10 protein-coding genes and 1 pseudogene are annotated in these 20,798 nt (G+C 43.9%); 8 read left to right on the plus strand and 3 right to left on the minus strand.

Translation table 11 applies throughout. The annotated features are described in order from the left end of the window. Positions 1–7 precede the first annotated feature (7 nt). The gene (locus tag TW84_RS12100; RefSeq protein WP_045975891.1) at positions 8–2,473 is read left to right on the plus strand and encodes a collagenase; all 2,466 of its coding nucleotides are present in this window, start codon (positions 8–10) and stop codon (positions 2,471–2,473) included. 63 nt (positions 2,474–2,536) lie between these two features. Here the strand turns inward: TW84_RS12100 and TW84_RS24560 are convergent. Further along, positions 2,537–2,773 (minus strand): annotated as a pseudogene (locus TW84_RS24560) (hypothetical protein). 245 nt (positions 2,774–3,018) lie between these two features. Between TW84_RS24560 and TW84_RS12105 the strand changes: the two are divergent. The 5 genes from TW84_RS12105 (at position 3,019) to TW84_RS23755 (ending at position 16,509) form a co-directional block, all read left to right on the plus strand. Further along, positions 3,019–4,344 (plus strand): sphingomyelin phosphodiesterase, encoded by a 1,326-nt coding sequence (locus TW84_RS12105; RefSeq protein ID WP_045975892.1) that lies wholly within the window; start codon positions 3,019–3,021, stop codon positions 4,342–4,344. Further along, the gene (locus tag TW84_RS12110; RefSeq protein WP_045975893.1) at positions 4,344–5,288 is read left to right on the plus strand and encodes an HlyD family secretion protein; all 945 of its coding nucleotides are present in this window, start codon (positions 4,344–4,346) and stop codon (positions 5,286–5,288) included. Before TW84_RS12105 ends, TW84_RS12110 begins: the two co-directional genes overlap by 1 nt. Before the next feature lie 155 nt (positions 5,289–5,443). Beyond that, entirely contained in the window at positions 5,444–7,861 is a 2,418-nt protein-coding gene (locus TW84_RS12115; protein ID WP_045975894.1) for a M9 family metallopeptidase, read from the plus strand. A gap of 252 nt (positions 7,862–8,113) precedes the next feature. Continuing rightward, a complete protein-coding gene (locus TW84_RS12120) occupies positions 8,114–9,310 on the plus strand; it encodes a DUF3103 domain-containing protein (RefSeq protein ID WP_045975895.1) in 1,197 nt (398 codons plus the stop codon). Positions 9,311–9,909: 599 nt separating this feature from the next. Beyond that, positions 9,910–16,509, plus strand: a complete 6,600-nt coding sequence (locus tag TW84_RS23755; protein ID WP_052707919.1) for a tandem large repeat — start codon at positions 9,910–9,912, stop codon at positions 16,507–16,509. A gap of 57 nt (positions 16,510–16,566) precedes the next feature. Here TW84_RS23755 and TW84_RS12135 read toward each other — a convergent pair whose 3' ends face one another. Together TW84_RS12135 and TW84_RS12140 are read right to left on the minus strand one after the other, a co-directional pair. Next, positions 16,567–17,022, minus strand: coding sequence for a DUF2147 domain-containing protein (locus TW84_RS12135; protein WP_045975897.1), 456 nt, complete (start codon positions 17,020–17,022; stop codon positions 16,567–16,569). A 266-nt stretch (positions 17,023–17,288) separates the two neighbouring features. Continuing rightward, positions 17,289–18,053 (minus strand): hypothetical protein, encoded by a 765-nt coding sequence (locus TW84_RS12140; protein ID WP_045975898.1) that lies wholly within the window; start codon positions 18,051–18,053, stop codon positions 17,289–17,291. A gap of 550 nt (positions 18,054–18,603) precedes the next feature. On the opposite strand from TW84_RS12140, the gene TW84_RS12145 reads away from it, so the two are divergent. Further along, positions 18,604–19,695 carry a YdcF family protein gene (locus tag TW84_RS12145; RefSeq protein ID WP_045975899.1) on the plus strand — a complete coding sequence of 364 codons (1,092 nt, stop codon included), beginning with the start codon at positions 18,604–18,606 and terminating at the stop codon, positions 19,693–19,695. 232 nt (positions 19,696–19,927) lie between these two features. Beyond that, positions 19,928–20,791 (plus strand): aspartoacylase, encoded by an 864-nt coding sequence (locus tag TW84_RS12150; protein WP_045975959.1) that lies wholly within the window; start codon positions 19,928–19,930, stop codon positions 20,789–20,791. Positions 20,792–20,798 lie beyond the last annotated feature (7 nt).

A 20,798-nucleotide genomic window follows, 5' to 3' on the forward strand; every position in this document is an offset into this window, starting at 1 on the left:
AAAAAAGATGGAACTTAAAAAAATAACAGTGGCAGTGGCTAGTGTTTTACTTAGTGCGAATGCCTACGCCATCAGTGCCCCCGTACCACAAGTTGTCGAACTCGACGCAGAACACAATCATCATCATGGTGTAGAAGATCAACACCTTGAATACTCCCCAACGAAACTCACCCCGAAGAAGCCTCAACCAACAATCAAAGCGTTTAACATGATTGCGGCGGATGAAGCCGCCGTACCATGTGACGTTGAGGCGTTCGCGACATCAAATAGCATTAGCCTGATTAACACCATCACGACTCAAGGTGCTAGTTGTGTTAATGAGCTGTTCTCTGCTGAAAGCCGTATTCAGGAGATAACGTTTGAATCTGGCAACATGTTCAACGTGGCCAAACATACCACTACTTTAGCTAAGAGCTATCAGGGTGGAGGAAACAATGAACTTGAAGCATTGTTCCTCTATCTACGTGCAGGGTATTACGCGGAATTTTACAACGACAAGATCAGCTTCAACACATTGGTACGTCCTGCAGTGAAAGCGGCGGTAGATGCGTTTGTTGCTAACAGTCATTTTTACGACAACAGTGATGCTCACGGTAAAGTGTTAGCGGAAGTGATCATTACGATGGACAGCGCCAGCCTAGAACATTATTACATCGATGTTGTCACGCAATGGCTCAACCGTTGGAATGCAGACTACGCGCAGAGCTGGTACATGCGTAATGCAGTAAACAGCGTCTTCACCGTGTTGTTTGGTGGCAGCTGGAATGATGAGTACAAGGCGAAAATCGGCGAGCAGACTGATCTAGTGAATGCGTTATCGAGTTTTGCGTTAAACCGAAACTCAATTGGACGTGATGATGAGTTTATGGCGGCAAATGCAGGCCGTGAACTCGGTCGATTAACGCGTTATCAAAACACGACTATTGAAGCCAATGTCAAAGCTAAGGTGAAGCAGATCTTTGATCAGTATGAAATGTATGGCTTTGGTGATTCGGTGTGGCTGGGAACGGCTGATACTGCTTCATACTACTCAGATTGTACAGAGCTGGACATATGTAACTTCAAAACAGAATTGAAGTCGTTAGTGCTGTCACAAAGCTACACCTGTGGCCCATCTGTTCGTATATTGTCCCAGAATATGACTGAGGTTCAACACCAATCAGCCTGTGAAAAAATGGGTTATGAGGAAGGTTACTTCCATCAGCGTTTAGAAACGGGTAACCAACCAGTAGCTGATGACTACAATACTCAGTTGCAAGTGAACATCTTCGACAGCAGCAATGACTACGGCAAATACGCCGGACCGATTTTTGGTATTGATACCAACAACGGCGGTATGTACCTAGAAGGCGATCCTTCCAAGCAAGGCAACGTGCCTAACTTTATTGCTTATGAAGCCTCCTACGCAAATCCTGATCATTTTGTTTGGAACCTTGAACACGAGTACGTCCACTATTTGGACGGTCGATTTGATATGTATGGCGATTTTGGTCATCCAACTGAAAAGGTTGTGTGGTGGAGTGAAGGTATAGCGGAGTACATCGCCAACGAAGACAACAATCAGAAAGCCATAGATACGATCAAAGACGGCTCAACTTACACGTTGAATGAGATTTTTGAGACAACGTATGATGGTTTTGATGTCGACAGAATCTATCGCTGGGGGTATCTGGCAGTCCGCTTCATGTTTGAGCGACATATGGATGATGTAAATCAGATGCTGGTGGAAACGCGTAAAGGTAACTGGTCGCAATATAAAACCGTCATCAACGGCTGGTCTACAGCTTACCAAAGTGAGTTTGAACAATGGCAGCAAGAGTTGGTGAATGGTGGTTCGGAACCACAGCCACCAACAGCGATAATATCGGTCAACAGTGAGGGACAAGTAGGTGAATCCATTTCATTCAGCAGTAAAGATAGCTCAGACTCCGACGGTCAAATCTCGAGTTACCTCTGGGAATTCGGTGACGGCGCGACCAGTTCAGAGGCCAATCCGACGCACCAATACAGTAGTGAGGGGAGTTATTCGGTCCGCTTAACGGTCACAGATAATGATGGTCTGACGGCCAATACCAGCGCATCGATCAATATTCGCAGCCAAGGTGACAACGATTCTTTGCCTACCGATTGTGCCGTTCGTCCGAAAGTCAGTGGTGGGCGATTGACTGCCGGAGAGCCCGTATGTTTGGCGTCTCAGTCACCAATATGGCTGAGTATCGAAGGGGTTAATGAATATCAGTCGATGTCGATTACATCGGCGCATGGTACGGGTGATCTCAAACTGGAGTACAGTAACTTTGGCTGGCCAAATGATGAAGGTTCTAATCTTCATGGATGGTCTGATAATTCAGGAAACTCGGAATGTATCACTCTTAATGGTCAGGCGAATTACTGGGGGTACTTGAAAGTTTCTGGAGAGTTCAGCAATGCAGCACTGGTGGTTGATTTCAATACATCAGGTTGCCGTCAGTAGGTCGTGACTTCGCACAAAGCTCAGCATTCGCTGAGCTTTTTCGTTGTTAGCTTCACTGAGGGATTAACGTCGCTGACAGGTTGTGCCCCCTCGACATGCGGAGCGGGAATAAGGATCCAGACGGCTACGCTGCAAACCAATCTTCAGGTTTTACCATCAATAAGTAGCCGTTAAACCGCTTCACTAGAGGCGTTCGATACTGGTTTATAAAAGCTGGCTCGTCAACGATCTCGAAATAACCTAACGCCTCCTCTATAGGGGAGAATTAGGCAATTTTCGTTGGATTTCAGCGTCACTCATCGTCAAAAGCATCTTGATAATGTGCCGAGGCTATTTCATCTCTACTGATAGGTTTATTGATATAAGTAGAGTCTAGTAAGACGTGGCTAAATGTTAAATTTTAAACAATATTTGATCAAAAAATAGACTTTCCATCACATATTTTCATCAACTTACGTGATTTTTATCTTTTCATATATTTATAACAAATATGCAACTTGTTTGCTTTAGGTTCTAGCCTTCAAACAAAAACTAAGGAACAAAACATGAATCTCAAGCAGTGGAATCTCTTGTTAGCGTCTCTGATGGCGCTTCCCGTTTTAGCGGACACAGATGTATATTTAACCAATAATTCAGACCAGTCTCTGACTATTCAGGTGAGCCATGATGGCACCGATTTACTTGAATACGGCGAAGAATGGAAGCAACACATAGAAACGCTTGGGCCATGGGAGACTAAGCAAGTGCTCAGTTTTAATCGTTGGGAAGGGGTCAAATCGGGTAAAACATACCAATTCAATACGGTGCTTTCCAACCCCGTGGGCGAAAGTGTTGTGTTAAACCAAGTGATGGAAGGGCATTGGTATAACTCAACCATTGAATATGGAGTCTCTTCATCTGATGTTGAACTGGCTCTAAAAGATGACCGTAATGTACACCGCTTTAATACGGCCGCGTTTGGTGATCGGCAAGCGGAGTTGGCGTTCAAGTCCGCGAATACCGCTCGCTATGATGACCTTTACTACACCATCACACCTGCCAAAGTCGATGAAGCTGTTGAGCCAGATGAAAACACCCTGAAGTTAATGACTTACAACATTTGGGCATTGCCTGTTATTGCTTCACATATTGGTGACCGCTACGCACTGATCCCTGAATACGTCAAAGGTTACGACGTTTTGGCTTTGCAAGAAGTGTTTGCTAGCGGTCGAGAGGAGTTTCTACGCGAATTGGCAAAAGAGTATCCTTACCAAACCAAGATGTTAGATAAAGATGGTATCAACATTTACGACGGCGGTGTGACTATCGTCAGCCGTTACCCAATCGTCAATCAAGCCCAGTATGTATTCCCTGATTGTACCGGCACAGATTGCTTCGCAGACAAAGGTGTCAACTACGCAGAAGTGATTAAAGGTGGTGAGGCTTATCACGTGTTTGCAACGCATACAGCGTCGTTTGATACAGACACCGCGCGTGATTATCGTCAGCGTCAGTTCAAACAGATCCGTGAACTTGCCACTTCGCTCAATATTCCGACAAGTGAAACAGTGGTTTATAGCGGTGATTTCAATGTGAACAAGCGTAAATTTCCGGGTGATTATCAACAGATGATTGCAAATCTCAGTGCCATTGAACCGCAATACTCAGGGTATACCGAGTCGACTTTCGACCCACGTATTAATGGTTTTGCCGGCAAAGCGATGTCAGGTGGTGAGAATGTTGAATATCTTGATTACGTTATGGTGAGTGATGAGTATTCGGTGAAATCATTCAACGATAACCGTGTTGATGTACCGCGTAGCACAGATGAGCGTCTGTGGAAGCACTACAACTTATCAGATCATTTCCCAGTTTCTGCGGTGATTAAGTAGTGGTCTATCGTTATATACTGATGATGCTTGCCATTGTTGCAGGCATCTTTCTCTGGCCAGAGGATGAGATTGCCAGTGCAGGGACGGTGATTGAAAGAGAAGATTCTGCTCAATCTATCGCTTCTAACGAGAATCGCTATCGAACGGTTGTAGAAGATAGAGGACACACCGAAAGTCTTATTCAACCCAGTCGAGAGATAGTGCCAAGCTCTGTTGCGAAAAGCACAGGGAAATCGTTGGTAGAGGCTTTGGAATCTTTTTGGCAAGAGTGCCAATGGCGTAATGATTGTGAACAGGTACTGAATGAGCTCAAAGCTGAGCTATCGGATGCTAGGTATCATCTCCTTGCTCGTTATCCTCAATTGAAAGCACAGTGGCAAAATGTAATGGGAGAGTTGGAGCTCAATCAATACCACTCGTTATCTGATCGAATTGCAGAAATAAAGCGGCAGGCATTGTTGATCTGGGGCGAGCTGGCAAACGTTATGTTTGCTGAAGAATATGCGCTCTATGACTTTAGTTTGGCGTCCCAGAGTTTAGCGACTGATAGCGCTGTGAGTTACGTTGAAAGCTACGAAGCATTACTAGAACAATGGCAACACAATGTAGAGTCGCTGTCTTTAGATAGTGGCGCAGCACGTTATGAAAAAGGCGTAAGTCTAATACCAAGCACGTTTACGCAGCTGCAAAAGGATCAAGCAAAAGCACAACTGTCTGCCAAGTACCTGAATGCGGAACAGTCGGCATCCATTGCTCAACGAGAGCAACAAGTTGCCAGTCAGGAGGTACAAGTTAAAAGCTATCAAAGCCAGTTGTCTGATCTCAAACAATCACTTGACCAACAACGTTCAACAGCGGGGTCGGCAATGTCTGATCATGAGTGGCAGCAGTACGTTGAGCAGCAGATTAGCGAGTTTCGTACACACTTTTTTACATATAAATAGTTGTTAAATAAGTGTTTTATTTAATCGTTTGCGAAAATTTAATCGAAGGCATTATCGGAACCAGTCTCTAAATTGTTCATAAATTGGTCTTATACGATTGATAAATAGTTGATATAACGCAGCCCCAAATAATTACCATAAGTAAGGTGTTGCGTATGAAGCACAATCAACGTTTGTTTATCCCCCAGAAAATTGCTAGCGCTCTGCTATTGGCAGGACTCAGTTTCAATGCCTTTGCCGCCCCTGAGTGTGAGTACGAGTTACTTTCGCGCTCCTCTGATTGGGTGGAACAAGTCAAAGTCGCGGATTCATCTTGTTATTCTTCCTGGTTCAATGCACCCGAAGACGCAGCAATAGGTATTTACAGCGAGACTTCAATAAAGCAAGTACAGCGCGTCTTGCTAGACGAAGTCACACAATATGATGGGGATGAGCAGCAGGCAAAGCGAATTGCCAACCTTAGTGAGTTGATCAAAGCGGCGTACTTTGCGCGTTACTCAACTCAATCAAACTATGGGTACTATTCTGAACAGTTGAGTCGTGAGCTTGCCCAAATCTCAGCCCGATTCTTAAGCAGCCAATATGCTCAATCGACTGGGCGCGAACAGGTACGTGCAATGTCTGCAATGAGCATATTGGTCGACAGCGTGAAACAATTACCTAGCGCAATGCCAGCCATGCTTGACTTGCTTGAAAGCTTCAATCGTCAAAATAGCCAACAACTGCAGTATGTGGATGGATTGAACAACCTGTTCAGAGCGATGAATGGTCACGTAGCGCGAGACTATTTCTATGCGGATGTTGCTGCTCACCAAGAGTATCTTGTGAGGCTAGAAACGTTTGTTGATCAGAATCTCTGGGCACTGGGTACCGACGCAGAATTTCTTATCTACAACGCTGTACGTGAATCTGGTCGGCTATTGGCGAGTAGAGATGAGAAGCTACGTAGCCAGGTGATGGCGTTTATGAAACGGACTTTAGCACGTAATGCAATTGGCACTGAAGGTGAACGATTATGGATCGCTGCTGCAGAGATGATCTTGTTTTATGCGCCAGAAGAAGGCAAAAAGTTAAAGCTTGAACAAAGTAAGTCGAAGCTTGAGCTTAGCGTTCTTCCGTACCGCTATCAATGTCAGGGGGCCGCGATTATTCGTTCGCAAAACTTATCCGAGCAACAGTCTGAAAAGGCGTGTGAGGTTCTGTCAGCGGTTGAAGCAGATTTTCATCAGGTCGTGAACTCTGGTTGGGCTCCAGTCAATGACGATCACAATGATAATGTCGAAGTGGTGGTCTGGAAGGACAACGATGCATATGTCGCTTACTCTCATTTCCTGTTCGGCAATAGCACGGACAATGGAGGTCAGTATCTAGAGGGCGATCCGTCCAAACCGGAAAATGTGGCGCGCTTTTTAGCCTATCGCTACGATGCCGGTGATGAACTGGCCATCTTAAATCTTGAGCACGAGTACATTCACTATTTAGATGGTCGTTTCAATCTCTATGGTGATTTTAGTGATACCTTAAGCAGTGGTCATATGGTCTGGTGGCTGGAAGGGTTCGCAGAGTATATGCATTACCGTCAAGATTACCAAGCGGCGGTGGATTTGATTGAACATCAGCCGATGTCTTTGAGTGAAGTGATTGAAACTACCTACGAAGACGACACTAACCGCATCTACCGCTGGGGTTATCTAGGGGTTAGATTTATGTTGGAAGAACACCCTCAGCACATGGCTCGTTTACTAGAATTTGCAAGAAAAGGAGATTATGCGACTTGGAGTGAACAAGCGAAGCGCTTGGGTGTTGAGTTCAATAGCGAGTTTGCATTGTGGTTAGAAACAGTCTCATCTACTGATTCTGGTTCGCACAACGGTGACGGAGAGTCGGACCCATCGCCACAAGACTCAGCAAAAATAGTGAGTTTTGGCGCAAACCACGCCCAAGACTATAGCGCTAACGCCTACGAGGAGCATCTGTTTTACATCGATATCCCCTCTGAAGTGACAGAATTCTCTGTTTCGATTGAAGGTGATGGTGATGCTGACTTGTATGCCAGCTATCAAAGTGTTGCACACTACTATGAGTATCAGGTTTCCGACTTTCAACGCGGAAGTAACGAGGCAATCAAGATTCAAACCCAAGAAAATGGCTACATTGCACCGGGGCGCTACTATTTCAGCTTAACAGCCCGCGAATCATTTGAATCCGTAAGGGTAACAAGTAAAACGGTCACTCGCTCCCCGAACATTGAGCAAGATGACTTGACGCCAAAACTGATGTCAGCGAACGAACCTATGCAGTTAAAGGTAAAGCAAACACGTTATGTGGGCATGTATGTTGAGAGACCTGCAACAGTTCGGCTTTGGATAACTGCAGCAGACGAAATTCCAAGTAACGTAGATGTGTTTGTCGGTCAACATTCTTGGGCAACAAGAGAGAGCTTTGATGTGTCTGGGCAGCAGAGTGATAGCAATGAGTTTGTCCAGTTTGAGGTAGAGGAGGCTGGTTACGTCCACTTTACGTTGAGTGCTGAACAGCAAGGTGGAGAAGTCGAACTTTACGCCACCTATTAGAACCCAAAAGAGCACCTAAGGTGCTCTTTTAGTTAATAATATTATAAATTAAATAATGACTGGATTATTAATTTGGATATTCCAATGCATATAAGATTAAATATCATACAATTTGGTCAAAAAGTGATCTTGAGCTGAAAAATCAAACAAAAAGCAATCGTTTTACTTCCACTTATTGATATTGATGATAGGTTTTTACGTGTAGGGCTAAAGCTCTACATCAGGATAAAAATTAAAATAAGGATCATTTTTATGAGACCAAACCTATCTATTAGCATTATGCTTGCAACGGCAGTGGTTGGCTTCCAGTCGAATGCGCAGAATGTTGTAGACACAACAGATGCTCAATCCAAGGCTGAGGCGATTGCACAACAGAAACAATCTATCGCATTACAGATCAGTGCTCGCTATGCTGATCTTGAATCCTCTATCAAGTCACAGATTAGCGAAGAACACCTATCCGCACCTCTGGACACACTTCAGTCTGCTCAGCCATATTCAGCGTTTAGTCAGAAAATGCAAAAAGCTGACCGTAGTTACCGAGCAATGAAAGGCATCAGTGAGTACAGCGATTCAATCATGGAGCTACGTATCGCAGACGCTTCAATGGTTAAAAACTGGAAAGAGGGTGAAAGCCCGCTGTTTGCTTTTGAACCCTCAGGTGACGACTCTAACTGGCAGTACATTGAAGCGTATGATGTTTATGGTCAGGTACATCAACTGGACGTTTATGACATGCCAGACGTACCGGTCTTAGTCGTTGACAGCAATGGTGCAGAAGAACTGCGTGCTGGTTTGATGGCCATGCAGGCAGAAATGAAACGCTTAGGTCAGGATACTGAGCTAACAACCAATGAATCTGCACCAAAACCCGTAGCCAAGATGAGTAAAATGAGCCGTTCGGTTGCGGCTGCTAACGTTGAGCCTCTAAATACCACTCAGCTAACTAAAATTCGCTTGAATGATGATCAAGAACCCTGGATATCAGGAAAAGCTGAGGTTTACGCCATTATTACAGGTGTTGATCCAAGTCGAGTTGAACCGGAAATTGATTTAGTCGAAATGCCTTACCTTGACTACGATGGTCAAGATTACTACCCAGGGCAAACTATGATACTTTGGCCACGTTACCGTTGGGGCGCTGTCGACATGATTCTGATGGAGCAAGATGATGGTACTGACTATAAAGAGCTTGCCAAGCTATTGGTTAAAGCGGCTGAAGATATTCTGAAAATGATTCCCGATCCGGAAGTACAAGGCTATGCTATCATTGCCCAAATTACTGGTAAAATCATTGATGTGATTCCAGATGGCTTACTGACCAACGACGATGACTACGTCGATACGTATTACACCTTGATGCAAAACACTACCTATGTTGACCGTCCAGGGGCAGGCGGCAATGCAGTTGCAACCTTTAAGCCAGTCACTATTGCACCGACTGAGTAATTACTGACAACCTACCTCTATTCAAGGGCGCATATTCTAAACGATATGCGCTCTTTCTATTTATGACTTGCAGAGCGGTCATGAGCGTAAACTTCGCCGCTATAAGAACTCTATATTTGTGATCAAAAGTGTGGAGCTGGAAAAGACTAGAAGTAGTGGTGAAATTAAGCTTTAGCAGAGTGCCTTTATCAAAATAGACTGTGCTTTCATGTTTTTTAGGCATAGTATACAAATTACCTTTGCTTTCTTATTATATATTATTCTATTGAATGGTATTCTTTATTTTAATATAAAAACTAATATTTATTAATTTGTTTTGTGATTGTTTTTGTTTGTGTTATATTATTTTTTTATATTTTGTTGTTATCTCTATCTATTTTTTGAAAAAAATCATAGTTATCTTTTGTTATAAATTTTTAATAGCCATCATTTCTACTATGCTAATAGTTAAATTTACTGACATATAAATCTTTTTGTTGCTATTTTAATATAGTTCGTCGCTGTTAAACCTATTATATCTAGTCATTTTGCCACGTTGTTATTATTCAAGCTGAAAATATACTTTAGCTACTTTTGGGTAACATCACATCGGCATCATTTTGAGATATAAATATATCATTAAGCTTTTTCTGACAATCTTCACTATTTTATTACTGAGCTCTTGCGGTGGTGGGGGTGGTGGTGATTCATCACCAAGATCTCGAGAGCATGCAACGATTTCTGGAATTGTTTTTGATGCACCTGTTTCGCAGGCTTTGGTGACCGTATATGAATATCAAAGCGGAAAAGTAGGACGCAAGCTTGGTACATCGACAACCAACTCAACCGGAGCCTATTCAATTGAAGTTGATGCTTCGTCCATGCCTCTTTACATTGTCGCGGAAGGCGGAGGCTACTTAGATCCATTAACAAATAAAGTCATTCGCGTCAGCGAAAATAGGTCGATAAAGATGACTAGCGTTATTAACTATGCTGAGGGCAGTGATCAAGCGGTTATGATAACACCTTTAACATATTTAGTTTCTGGTCTTGCTGAATTCAATATAAGTAGGGGGGAAAAGGCTGCTACCGCGATCGATGAGGCACTCGAGACAATTAATAACATGTATGGGTTTAACGTAAACTCGGTCAAACCAATAGATATTACAACAGGTGGCCATAATACCACGGCGACAGATGGCCACAAATATGGGGCGTTGTTAACGGCCTACTCGTCATACTCATTCGATTATATTAATGAAGATGGCACCGGATCCAGTGTATATACATCGATGAATTTGGCAGATTTAGGATATAGAGACATTGCTGCTGATGGGATGCTCAATGGTTATGAGCTTGACGATCAAGGAGCCTTTCCTCAGAAACTAAACTTTGGTGCACATGAACTAAGTTCGGATTTTTACACTAACAGTATGGCTGAACATGTGTTGATTGTAGTTAGTAACCCAGCTCTGAATATCTCCAAGACACCCGTTTCCGATTATATGAAGCTGGCTGAAAACCTTAACTCATTGGGCACTAATGATAGTGATGAAGGCGCGATTCCATCACGAGAATGGATTGACATTGACAAAGATGCTCCGACAGCAGAAAGGGAGGGAGATAGTGTTCTTACGGGCACAGAGTCGATTGAAGTTGTACTTAAAGATAAGGTCGGTGTCCAGTCTGCAAAATCCCAATTAAAGTATCACTTAGAGAGTGGCGAGTGGTTGGAGGCGTCTTGTGATGCTTCATACTCAAGGGAGGCTGAGCTGTGTTGGACCGATAAGAGTGACTTTGTAGAGGGGCCAAGGGAAACTCGACTCAAAGTTTACGTCAATACGGAAGTATTAGATTCTCTAGGTGTTGAAAGTCGTGTTACAGAAGCCCACCTTCTAGTAAAGACAGCTGATGTGCTTGGAAACCAAAACGATGTCGGCGTTGAAGTCCCATTCGAGTGGGATAATGTTGCGCCAGTCATTGAGGTGACTTCTTCAGAAACAATTAATGCTTCAGCGACAACATATATTCTAACAGGGATAGTTAAAGAGCACCCTGATTCCCTTAAACAAAAATCTGCCTTTGTCTCTCTCTCTGGTGGTGAGGCGATTCCAAATACGTGTGAGCCGATAAATAGTGGCGATAATGTCTGGTGTAAATTCACGACAAATGCTTACGATACTCGGTCGTTTGGTGACAGTGCAAATTTCACAATTACAGCAGAAGATATCCATGGTAATCAAGGTAAGTCAGTATTCACTCTATACAAAGATAGTGTCCCACCAATACTTACATTGAGTTTTCCAAATGAGGAGTTCAACTACGAAAACCAAAACGGAGATAACCTTGTTGACAAGTATACAGATACGACATACACGGAGTCATCAGTAGATACCGCGGCTAAGTATCTCAAAATAGACTACAAATTTGCAGCTGATGGTTTAGACGCCACCGTTTCTGGGCTTGATTTTACTCAATTCAGCGAACAAACGTTACTCGATCATTCTGTGCCCTATGTGACTGCAACGATAATGGATTCATCCGAAGGTGGATCCTATAGCTCTTCAGCAGACGATTTAACGTTCAAAGTGACGTATTACCGTAAGAAAAGTGACAGCGGCTCTTACTTGCAATATGGCCAGACGACGCAAATTGCAAGTGATGCCGTCAGTGAAGAAAACAAAGGTATACCCTTCGAAGAGTTGAATTTTGGAACCGATGAAAAAGTGATTGAAATGAAATACTACATTCCTTTCGTCAAGGAAGTGCTAGATACTTCATTTGTTAATGCCACTTCTTCTGATTCACAAAAATTGGTTCTCTCAGCGATCGATCCTTCCGGTAATGAAAGTATTTCTCACGAAGTATACTTCAAAACCACGTTTGATAAACCAGAAGTAACCATTGTTTCGCCCTTCATTGATGCACCTGTGAGACTTCTAGGCCTAAATGAAAGTAGGGGTGACTTTAATACCTTGGGCACCTGCCGTACTAAGGCTGTCAATGGGGCCAATGATGAAGCCAGTTGCACCATAGCTTACGAATCAAAAAATTATCATTTCTTTAAGGTTTCACTTGGAAGTGATGACCCTACACATTACTTCCAGTGGAGTTTAGATACACAAACTGATGTTAATATTCTACCGACGGCAAATATAGGCGCCTATTTTTCTGGGGCAGATAAGACAACGCTTTACATTACAGAATTCTCTAGCTATCACACAGGTTTGTTCGATAGTCAGTGGGACAACCTAACGTCTGGTGAAAAAACGTTAGAAAATGCGGAGAGAATCTTAGCTGAAGTGAAGGACGCACTCGCAACACAAGACCACTCAATGCTTGGCTTCGATCCTATTTCAACTAAGTACGCGACTAACAAGATGCTGGAAAGCTCTGTCCCTGACCCTTTAACCGACCCATTTATCTACCGTTTCTTACTCGAAAGCTTAACTCAAATGGCAGAAGACAACTCTGCAGCGAATTCGAGTACCGTGGAGTACGCGTCAGCCTTCTATCAAGACTTAGCACATGATGGTTTGGCAAATGGTATCGGTGAAAGTGGTCAAATTACTATTGGTCATTATTCTCTCTCTTCCGATTCATACCGTGAAGAACTCGCTCAAGGCTACTATGATGTGGCACATGACCTACATGGTGTGGAATCTAAAGAAGCCCTTGATCAAGCGGACCATTTCGCAACCGCAAACCCTACCTTTGGTGGTGGGAATATCTTTAGTGATCAAGGTGGCAGTATTGACCAGCAGGCTCCCACGGTTAGTGTCGTCCCGAATCATGAACAGGCCCATGGATCATTCACACAAGTCGGCAATGATACTGATTACAATATTGCTGGCAGTGTCCAATCAGAAGTCACTATTGAAGATATCGCAACGGTTAATGAGGAGAAAACGGTACTGTCTGCCTATTGGGTGGATGGCTCAAAAAAAAAGACGTTGGCGGAGATAGAGTTTGTTCTTAATCGCGATAAATCAACAGATTATAAAAAAGTCTATGCCTTCACGATTGACTCCCTAGATCCAGAGTTCGTAGACGCTGAACACTTTGAAATCATCGCTAAGGTGGAAGATGGTATAGGAAATAGTCAAGGCCCTTATGTTGCGTCGACTTATTATGTGGATAACGAACCACCTATTGGCAGCCTTACTACCTTAACGCCTGAGCACCCAACTGAGGTAGACAGTGTCACGGTGACCTTGCAATTCGACAAACCAGTCACATCGGTCGCCGCAACATTTAGTGATATAGATATCGATTTTGGTGAGTCTCAAGAATACAAGCAATCTTGGACGGGGACGACGTCGGATGTGGTTTCACTCAATCCTGATGAGAATTCGAAACCTTTAGTGGTGAGTCGTTACCATGATGAGCTCAATAATGCCGGTGAGGCATTTTCTGAAGATATCATTATTACACCGACGATCACTATTGATAACGTGACGGATGATAATGTCGTTGACAACACAGTAGATGACGTTAAAAACATTAGTTTTAGTGGTTCAACGAAAGGCTTTTTAAGGGACAGTCAGTTGTCTGTAAACGTGGTTTCAGAAAAGCGTCCCAACATTGATAAGTTTGAATTGACAGGGATCACAGTAAATCAAGATGGTACTTGGGCTACTTCTAATCAAGATATGTCAACTTGGGAAGAGTCGAGTTTTACTATTGAGGTCATTGGTAGAAATAGCGAAGAATCTCAGTACGTGGCTCAAGAAAAGGATTCAAGCTACGTGGATAGTATTGCTCCTCAAGTTCACCAATCTCAAATATCAATGTCTGGCTCTGCGGCAAGGTTACTAACCACTGCTTCAGAAGAAATGCTGGTTGATGGCGAAATCGCGACCGTGACACTGGCTTTTAGCGAGCGGGTGAGACAACCAGAGGTTGTCCTAAATGGACAAGCCATTACCTTTAACCAGCCTGATGAAGGTGTGTCTAAAATCTGGGTCGGGACGAGTCCAGCACTGATCCTTCCAAGTAGTGCCTCTACATCAAAGCTAGTCGTTTCAAATTACCAAGATACGGCGAGTACACCGAATTTAGGGGCTCGCTATGAGAAGACGCTTGACGTAAAGCCCATTATTCTAATGCCGGAAATTCTGGATTTATCGACGAGCGAGGCGAGGGCCTTTGTGGTTTCAGGAACGGCACGAGGATTTGAAAATGGTGCTCAATTGAGCGTGTCGGTTTCCAATAATAGCCCTCTCGGTGAAACATTCAGTGGGACTGTGACAGTGAGCGGGGGAGCATGGAAAACTGCGCCCGAGGATATCTCATCATGGGAAAGCGGAACCTTAACGATCACGGTCAATGGTTCAAATAGCGGTGGGCACGCGGCGACTTTAGTGTCTCAGGACGTGGCTCTAGAGGATGATATCGCGCCAGACGTGAGCCGTATTACTGTTAACTCAGGTGTGCCTATCGAAGACAACCGTGTCGTGTCCGTTAACCTGACATTTAGCGAGCGCGTGAAGAATGTCGTCGCGAATGTGGACGGTGTCGATGTGAATTTTACCTCTCAAGGTAATGAGAGCACTATTTGGGAAGGTGTTACGTCAGATGTGGTGATTGTGAACGCCAATGAGGTGTTCAAAACCGTGACTGTAACGCAGTATCAGGATGTGCAAGGCAATCACGGTACATCGAGTTCCAGTGAAGTACCTGTGAAACCAGTGATTGAGATGACACCGCGAGGTGGGCCGATTGACGAAGAGGAATCAAGTCAGGTAGTGATTTCCGGATTTGCACGAGGGTTTAAAGCTGACGATCAAGTATCGGTTGTGGCAAGTCTCGATTCAGACCCAAGCACATATCATTTTAGTGAAACCGTTGACGTTTCAGAAAATGGTGGATGGAGTACTTCAGAGCAAAATATCCGCAACTGGCCAAGTGGTGATATTAACCTGACGGTAACAGGGCATAACCAGAATGGTCAGGTAGCGGAGACTGCACCCTCTACTATGAACTATGCGGATGTGACGCCACCAGGGATAGTGGGGGAGATTGCCTTTGACCCAGAGGCCCCTGAGGACGGCCAGAGTGTGACAATTACAGTGAACTTTACTGAGCTCGTGACAGGTGTGACAGCGAATGTAGGTGGCGTGGCTGTGGCTTTTTCTGGTCACACCCCCGCCAAGCAATGGGTGGGCAGTACAGAGACACCTATCACCCTGTCGTCAAATGAAGACACGATTGTAGCGAGAGTGAACGCAGGCTACGAGGACCTGTCAGGGAATACTGCTGTCGACTTCAAAGAGACTGCAACCGGAGTGAAACCAGTACTGTATCTTGAGCCAGTAGAAGGTAACAATGAAATTAATTCTCAAGAAGCGGAACATGTTGTGATTCATGGCACTGGTGTTGGCTTCTCAGGGGGTACGGAAATGATCACTGTTACAGTAACCTCACAAGAAAATACGGCTTTTCATTGGCAGCAGACAGTGCCCATTTCTGAGGCAGGAAGTTGGACAACAGAACCACACGGTCACAATATGTCTGATTGGCCATTAGGGTTAGTAAGTGTTGAAGTGACGGGTACGAACCAACAAGGTGGTGCTGCGGCTCCTGTTAGAGAAGATAGCGTGTATATTGTTGCTAGCGTAACGGGAGTGGAATCTCTCTCGCCATCTGAGCCTGAGCATAGCAATGCAGTGAGTGTCACCGTTAACTTCGATAATCCTGTAAAAGGGCTGTCGGGAAGCTTTGCTGGTGTACCTATGACCTTTACTAAAGTGACCTTGGACAGTGAACTGTCGGAACAATGGACAGGACAAACAAATCGCGAGATTGCTTTGACTGCGGGTAGAGCGACCGAAGCTTTGGTCTTAAACAACTTTGAAAATGCTTCAGGCAATAGTGCAGGGCAAGTGTATGAAGAAGCATTTTTTGTTAAGCCATTGATCGAAATCGACTCAGTAAACGGCGAGAATGTTATCGATTCCGGTGAAGTGAGCGAATTTTACATTACTGGGCAGTCTAAAGGGATGGAAAACAATGGCACGCTAAGAGTTAAAGTGAAACGGAGTTTTTTAAGTAGTACAAAGCATGATGAAGTGGTGACAGTAGAATCGGACGGAACTTGGTCTACTGGAAATATTAACGCGACAAGTTGGTGGACTGGAGACTATGTCGTTCAGGTAACCGGAGTGAATAGTGGAAATGTGAGTGCGGACGAAGCGACTCAAACCTTTATTGTTCAGTAATGAGTCTCCTCGCCTCAGGTGAAAAGAGTAAATAATCAGTTTATTTACTCTTTTCCGTCAACCTTTCTGACAAAAAAGTTGGTCTCCCGATTCCGTCGTCATTGAAATGTTATTTTCATTCACTGCGCTCAATTTCCACTTTTGTGTCACTGTCGGGGAAAGTGTATTAGTGAAAATTTCCTGAAACTCTTCGGGTGTATTGTCTGAAAAAGTGGTCTCTAGATTATTAATCACCTCGAGCAATGAAGTGTTACGCTTTATCCACTTTCCGCTGCTGGTTACATTAATGTTATAAGTGATGTCAGTATTCAAATTGGTGACTTTCACCACAGAGTCCTTTTCATAGAACCCATTGTTATAGTAATGGACACGATCACTGTACCTGAGGTTAGCGAGTTCGAAAGTTGCGTCTGCTGAACATTGCCATTGACCTGTAATGTCTTGTTCAAATTGTGGTGTGGTGACACAGCCTGTTAGGGAAAAAGTGGCGATTAAAATAGCGAGAGATTTCATAATTTGAAGATTCCAAACCAATATAGCCGTCGATAATATTGGTTTTTCTGAGTTATTTGTTAGATCAATATTACCAGTGTAGGGTATGTTTTTTAAGACAAGTAACTCCCCATTTTATAAGGGGACTGTTACAAGAAAAGCGATCTTTCGGTTGGAATAAACAATCGACTGATGGTCTTACGAAACGATGATGAGCAAAAACAAATCCAATAATGAATCCAGAGTCATAGAAAGTGGATGATAGTGATTGTTCATGTTTTCTGATCCTAGCGGCTACGGAATTTTTTAGACACTTGTTTAAGCAGCTCTCCATTTATTTCTGGCAATCCGTCAGAGAAATAGATCTGTTGACCAGGTGTCATTCGAAATAGGACATTGGTGAACTCGCCTTCTTCGTTGGCGCAATTTGCCGCGTGCATCTCACTGACTTTGCGGTCCAGCTCCTGTTCCAGTTTGAGACTTTGTTCTTGCGTCAAACGCACTCGTGCCTGACAAACCTGAGAAATTGTGGAGTCTTCCATCGAGATCGTTTCGAAGCGTCGCTTAAATAAGGTATCGAGCGCAGTGCCTTCTTCCATGATAAAACGGCGACCAGAGCGATACACGATCTTGTCGCCATTTGCTTCCATATATCCAAGGATTTCAGCAATGCTTAGATAAAATCTCAGGCTGGTATCTGAGAGTTGATACTGCTCGGCAATTTGCTGCGGTGTTTGATTGCGTGAGGTGATGAGGTAGATAAAGTCGAGAAGGTAAGGGTGTTCAACAAAGAGGGCATTTTGTTCATCAGAGAGAAACTGCTCGTTGTCTCGTTGGAGTTGAACCGCCAATTGCGTCAGTTCCATCAGATCACTATTAAGGTGGTTGGTGTACATCAGGATCTTATCCAAACCCAGAGCAGGATTGTGCAAATGCCGTTTTATGGTTGAGAGGGGTACGCCGGTTTTGTCAGACAATTCGCCATAACACAGCCCCTCATTTTTGATTTTCTGGCGGATGGCAGCTAGCAGAAATTCTGGTCCTATATGCATGGGTTGCAGCCCTGATTATTTTGGCGCTCTGTAGGCAGATTACGAATATCAGCATTAGGTACGAATCGGTGTTTGTTCTGCATGCAGTTTACCCTTTCAGTATCACACTTTTGTCTTAATTTAATTGAGCGACATGCTGTTTGTCGACCAGATGTAAATAGAAGTTGCATACGAATATGGTGGTCAAAATTTGTATTCAAATTGTAGTCTATATCCATAACTTCCTGCATTTAGACGTGCGACATGCTCATTGCATCCCGTCGGGCAAGAATCGTGTAACGGCCGTCTTTCCTTGGGGCAATCAGAGAGAGGATTGAATTACTGCATCAACACTCTTTGAGTAGTTTAGGTAGGTTATTTGATGACTTGAAATTATTAGTATTTAGAATGGTTTTTTATGTTGATTTGTGATTTTAATTCGCTTTTTAAAAGCTCTATCAATGTTATGCGTATGAAGTGAGTCTTGGTTCACGGTTTTTCCAGAGAGTAAATTTACACTGCGAAAAAATCAATCGACTCAGGTCGAATACAACAACATCAGGACCTCTACATGAAAAAGTACATCATTGCCCTTGCTCTTGGTGGCGTGCTAACGGCAGCCCCTTATTCTCTTGCCGCTAATGATACGACTGTTCAAGCTGCCACTAACTACGCTCAGCTCATAACGAAACGCCAGGTGGTGGATCAATTGTTGGCTGATGCGGTCACTGCATTTAAATCGCCGTCACGTATCTCTCATGCTGGCTTTACTGCAAAAATGCCAAGCAATATGGAAATAGTGACTAACCGTCTTCTGGAAGCTTATGAACTTGAGCCTTATCGTACAGATTTGCTTATTTCAGCGGCAAATGCGCAAATCTACAACAAGAATGTTGATAGAGCGATAGCGCTTTTCGAGCAAGCACTGTCGGTCGCACCAGACGATGTTGATTTGCACGCGTACCTTGCGGTTTGGCAACGCTTTAAAGGTAATGACGTCGAGTCAAACAAGCATATGGATAAGTTGAAATCTTTGAATGCAGGTAAAGCAGCCGATTTGGCTCGTATTTTTGAAACCGTTGATCGCGTGTTGGCAACACCACTGAAAGAGATGGCGGACAAAGGGCTGTTGGATGATAAAGGTGCAATTGTCACTTTGGGGTATGCGCTCAATCCAGATGGCTCGATGCATAATATATTAGTTGAGCGCTTAGAAACGACGTTAGCCATGGCTAAAGCTAACCCTGATGCTTTGATCGTGCTGACGGGAGGTGTGCCAAAAAATCATAAAACGGAAGGTAAACTCATGGCTGACTGGTTGATTGCAAAAGGTGTGCGTAACGATCGTATCATTGAAGAAAACTACGCAACCAGCACGGTTGGTAACGCGTTGTACAGCAGTTACGCACTGGCTCGCCACGGTATTAAACACGCCACTATTATCAGCTCTGCGAGCCATGTTCGACGTGGGCAAACGCTGTTTGAAGTCGCAAGCTGGCAAACAGGCCCACAAGACATCACGTTTGATACTGTTGGTTATCCAGATAAGCCGATAACGGAATTGGCAAAGGTGAGCGACAGTGAGCTACTTGGTATCTACCGAGACGCTTTAAGAACTTACGGGATGTGGAGTTACCGCTCTTATCCACTAGAGTCAAGATAAATACACACAGAAAAGGCCACGGTATTGGCCTTTTCTGTGTCAGCAACATCCCCGTAGATTGGATAGTGTCCGCTTACGGGAATTTTTTAAAAATCATATAGTTATCAACAAAGGTCAGGCTGACTAGATGGCGACAAATGGCTACTACTTTCAAATCCCAGATCTTTAACCTCCAAAAAACGAAAGTTTAATGTTATGTTATAACGTAATGTTTTTGTTTGAGAACCTATTTGTGCAGAAAGTGAATCAAGTGCTCGTTGTTGCCGGCACTCATGGAAACGAGTTGACGGGGCTATACCTTCAGAAATTGATCAAAGCTGGTAGTTACTCTGTTGAGCGCTCTTCCTTTGAAGTAAAAAGCGTGGTCGGTAATCCGGAAGCAGTGAAGAGAAATGTACGTTTCATGGACGTTGATCTCAATCGTCAGTTTGTTAGCGCAGCTTTAGTCGAGGAGTCACGAGAAGCGAAACTAGCGGTTTCCTTCCGAAGAGAATATGCTCGGGTTGAAAACCAGTTGATTGTTGACTTACATAATACGACTAGCAATATGGGAGCAACATTGATCTTGTTGTCCAATGCCCCGTTCTATACTCGGATGGGAGCCTACATTAAACAGCGCATGCCGAAAGCGAATGTGTTGTTTGAAGACCGAAAACCATTGTCTGAGCAACCTTATTTATGCTCTGTAGGGCAATATGGAATCATGATAGAAGTAGGGGCTCAAGCACATGGTTCTCTGATGTATCAAACACTAGAGTTAATGAAACAAATGCTTACTGCAGTATTAGATTTTGTTGAACTGCACAACTTAGATAAGGCAATCGCTGGTGCTTCATACGATGCGTTTCGCTACATGGAAGAGGTAGTTTTCCCATTGGATCATGATGGAATGCGTCTAGCAGTCGTACATCCGACAATTTGTGGTAGGGACTTTGAGGTCGTAGAACCGGGAGAGCCACTGTTAGCTACCTTTTTAGGCTATGATGTGCATTGGCAAGGAGAGAAGGAGGTTTATCCACACTTCATCAATGAAAGTGCGTATTGTACCAGCAATATCGCCATGGCACTGGCCGAAAAAGTACATGTAAAAATGTAAAGCGACT

The sequence above is a fragment of the Vibrio neptunius genome (assembly GCF_000967495.1).
In the GTDB taxonomy this organism is placed as follows: Bacteria; Pseudomonadota; Gammaproteobacteria; order Enterobacterales; family Vibrionaceae; genus Vibrio; species Vibrio neptunius.

Coding starts and splice junctions, on each gene's coding strand:
- TW84_RS12140 (WP_045975898.1), bottom strand. CDS start 18,053: ATGCATATAGGACCAGAATTTCTGCTAGCTGCCATCCGCCAGAAAATC.
- TW84_RS12100 (WP_045975891.1), top strand. CDS start 8: ATGGAACTTAAAAAAATAACAGTGGCAGTGGCTAGTGTTTTACTTAGT.
- TW84_RS12135 (WP_045975897.1), bottom strand. CDS start 17,022: ATGAAATCTCTCGCTATTTTAATCGCCACTTTTTCCCTAACAGGCTGT.
- TW84_RS12115 (WP_045975894.1), top strand. CDS start 5,444: ATGAAGCACAATCAACGTTTGTTTATCCCCCAGAAAATTGCTAGCGCT.
- TW84_RS12105 (WP_045975892.1), top strand. CDS start 3,019: ATGAATCTCAAGCAGTGGAATCTCTTGTTAGCGTCTCTGATGGCGCTT.
- TW84_RS12145 (WP_045975899.1), top strand. CDS start 18,604: ATGAAAAAGTACATCATTGCCCTTGCTCTTGGTGGCGTGCTAACGGCA.
- TW84_RS12120 (WP_045975895.1), top strand. CDS start 8,114: ATGAGACCAAACCTATCTATTAGCATTATGCTTGCAACGGCAGTGGTT.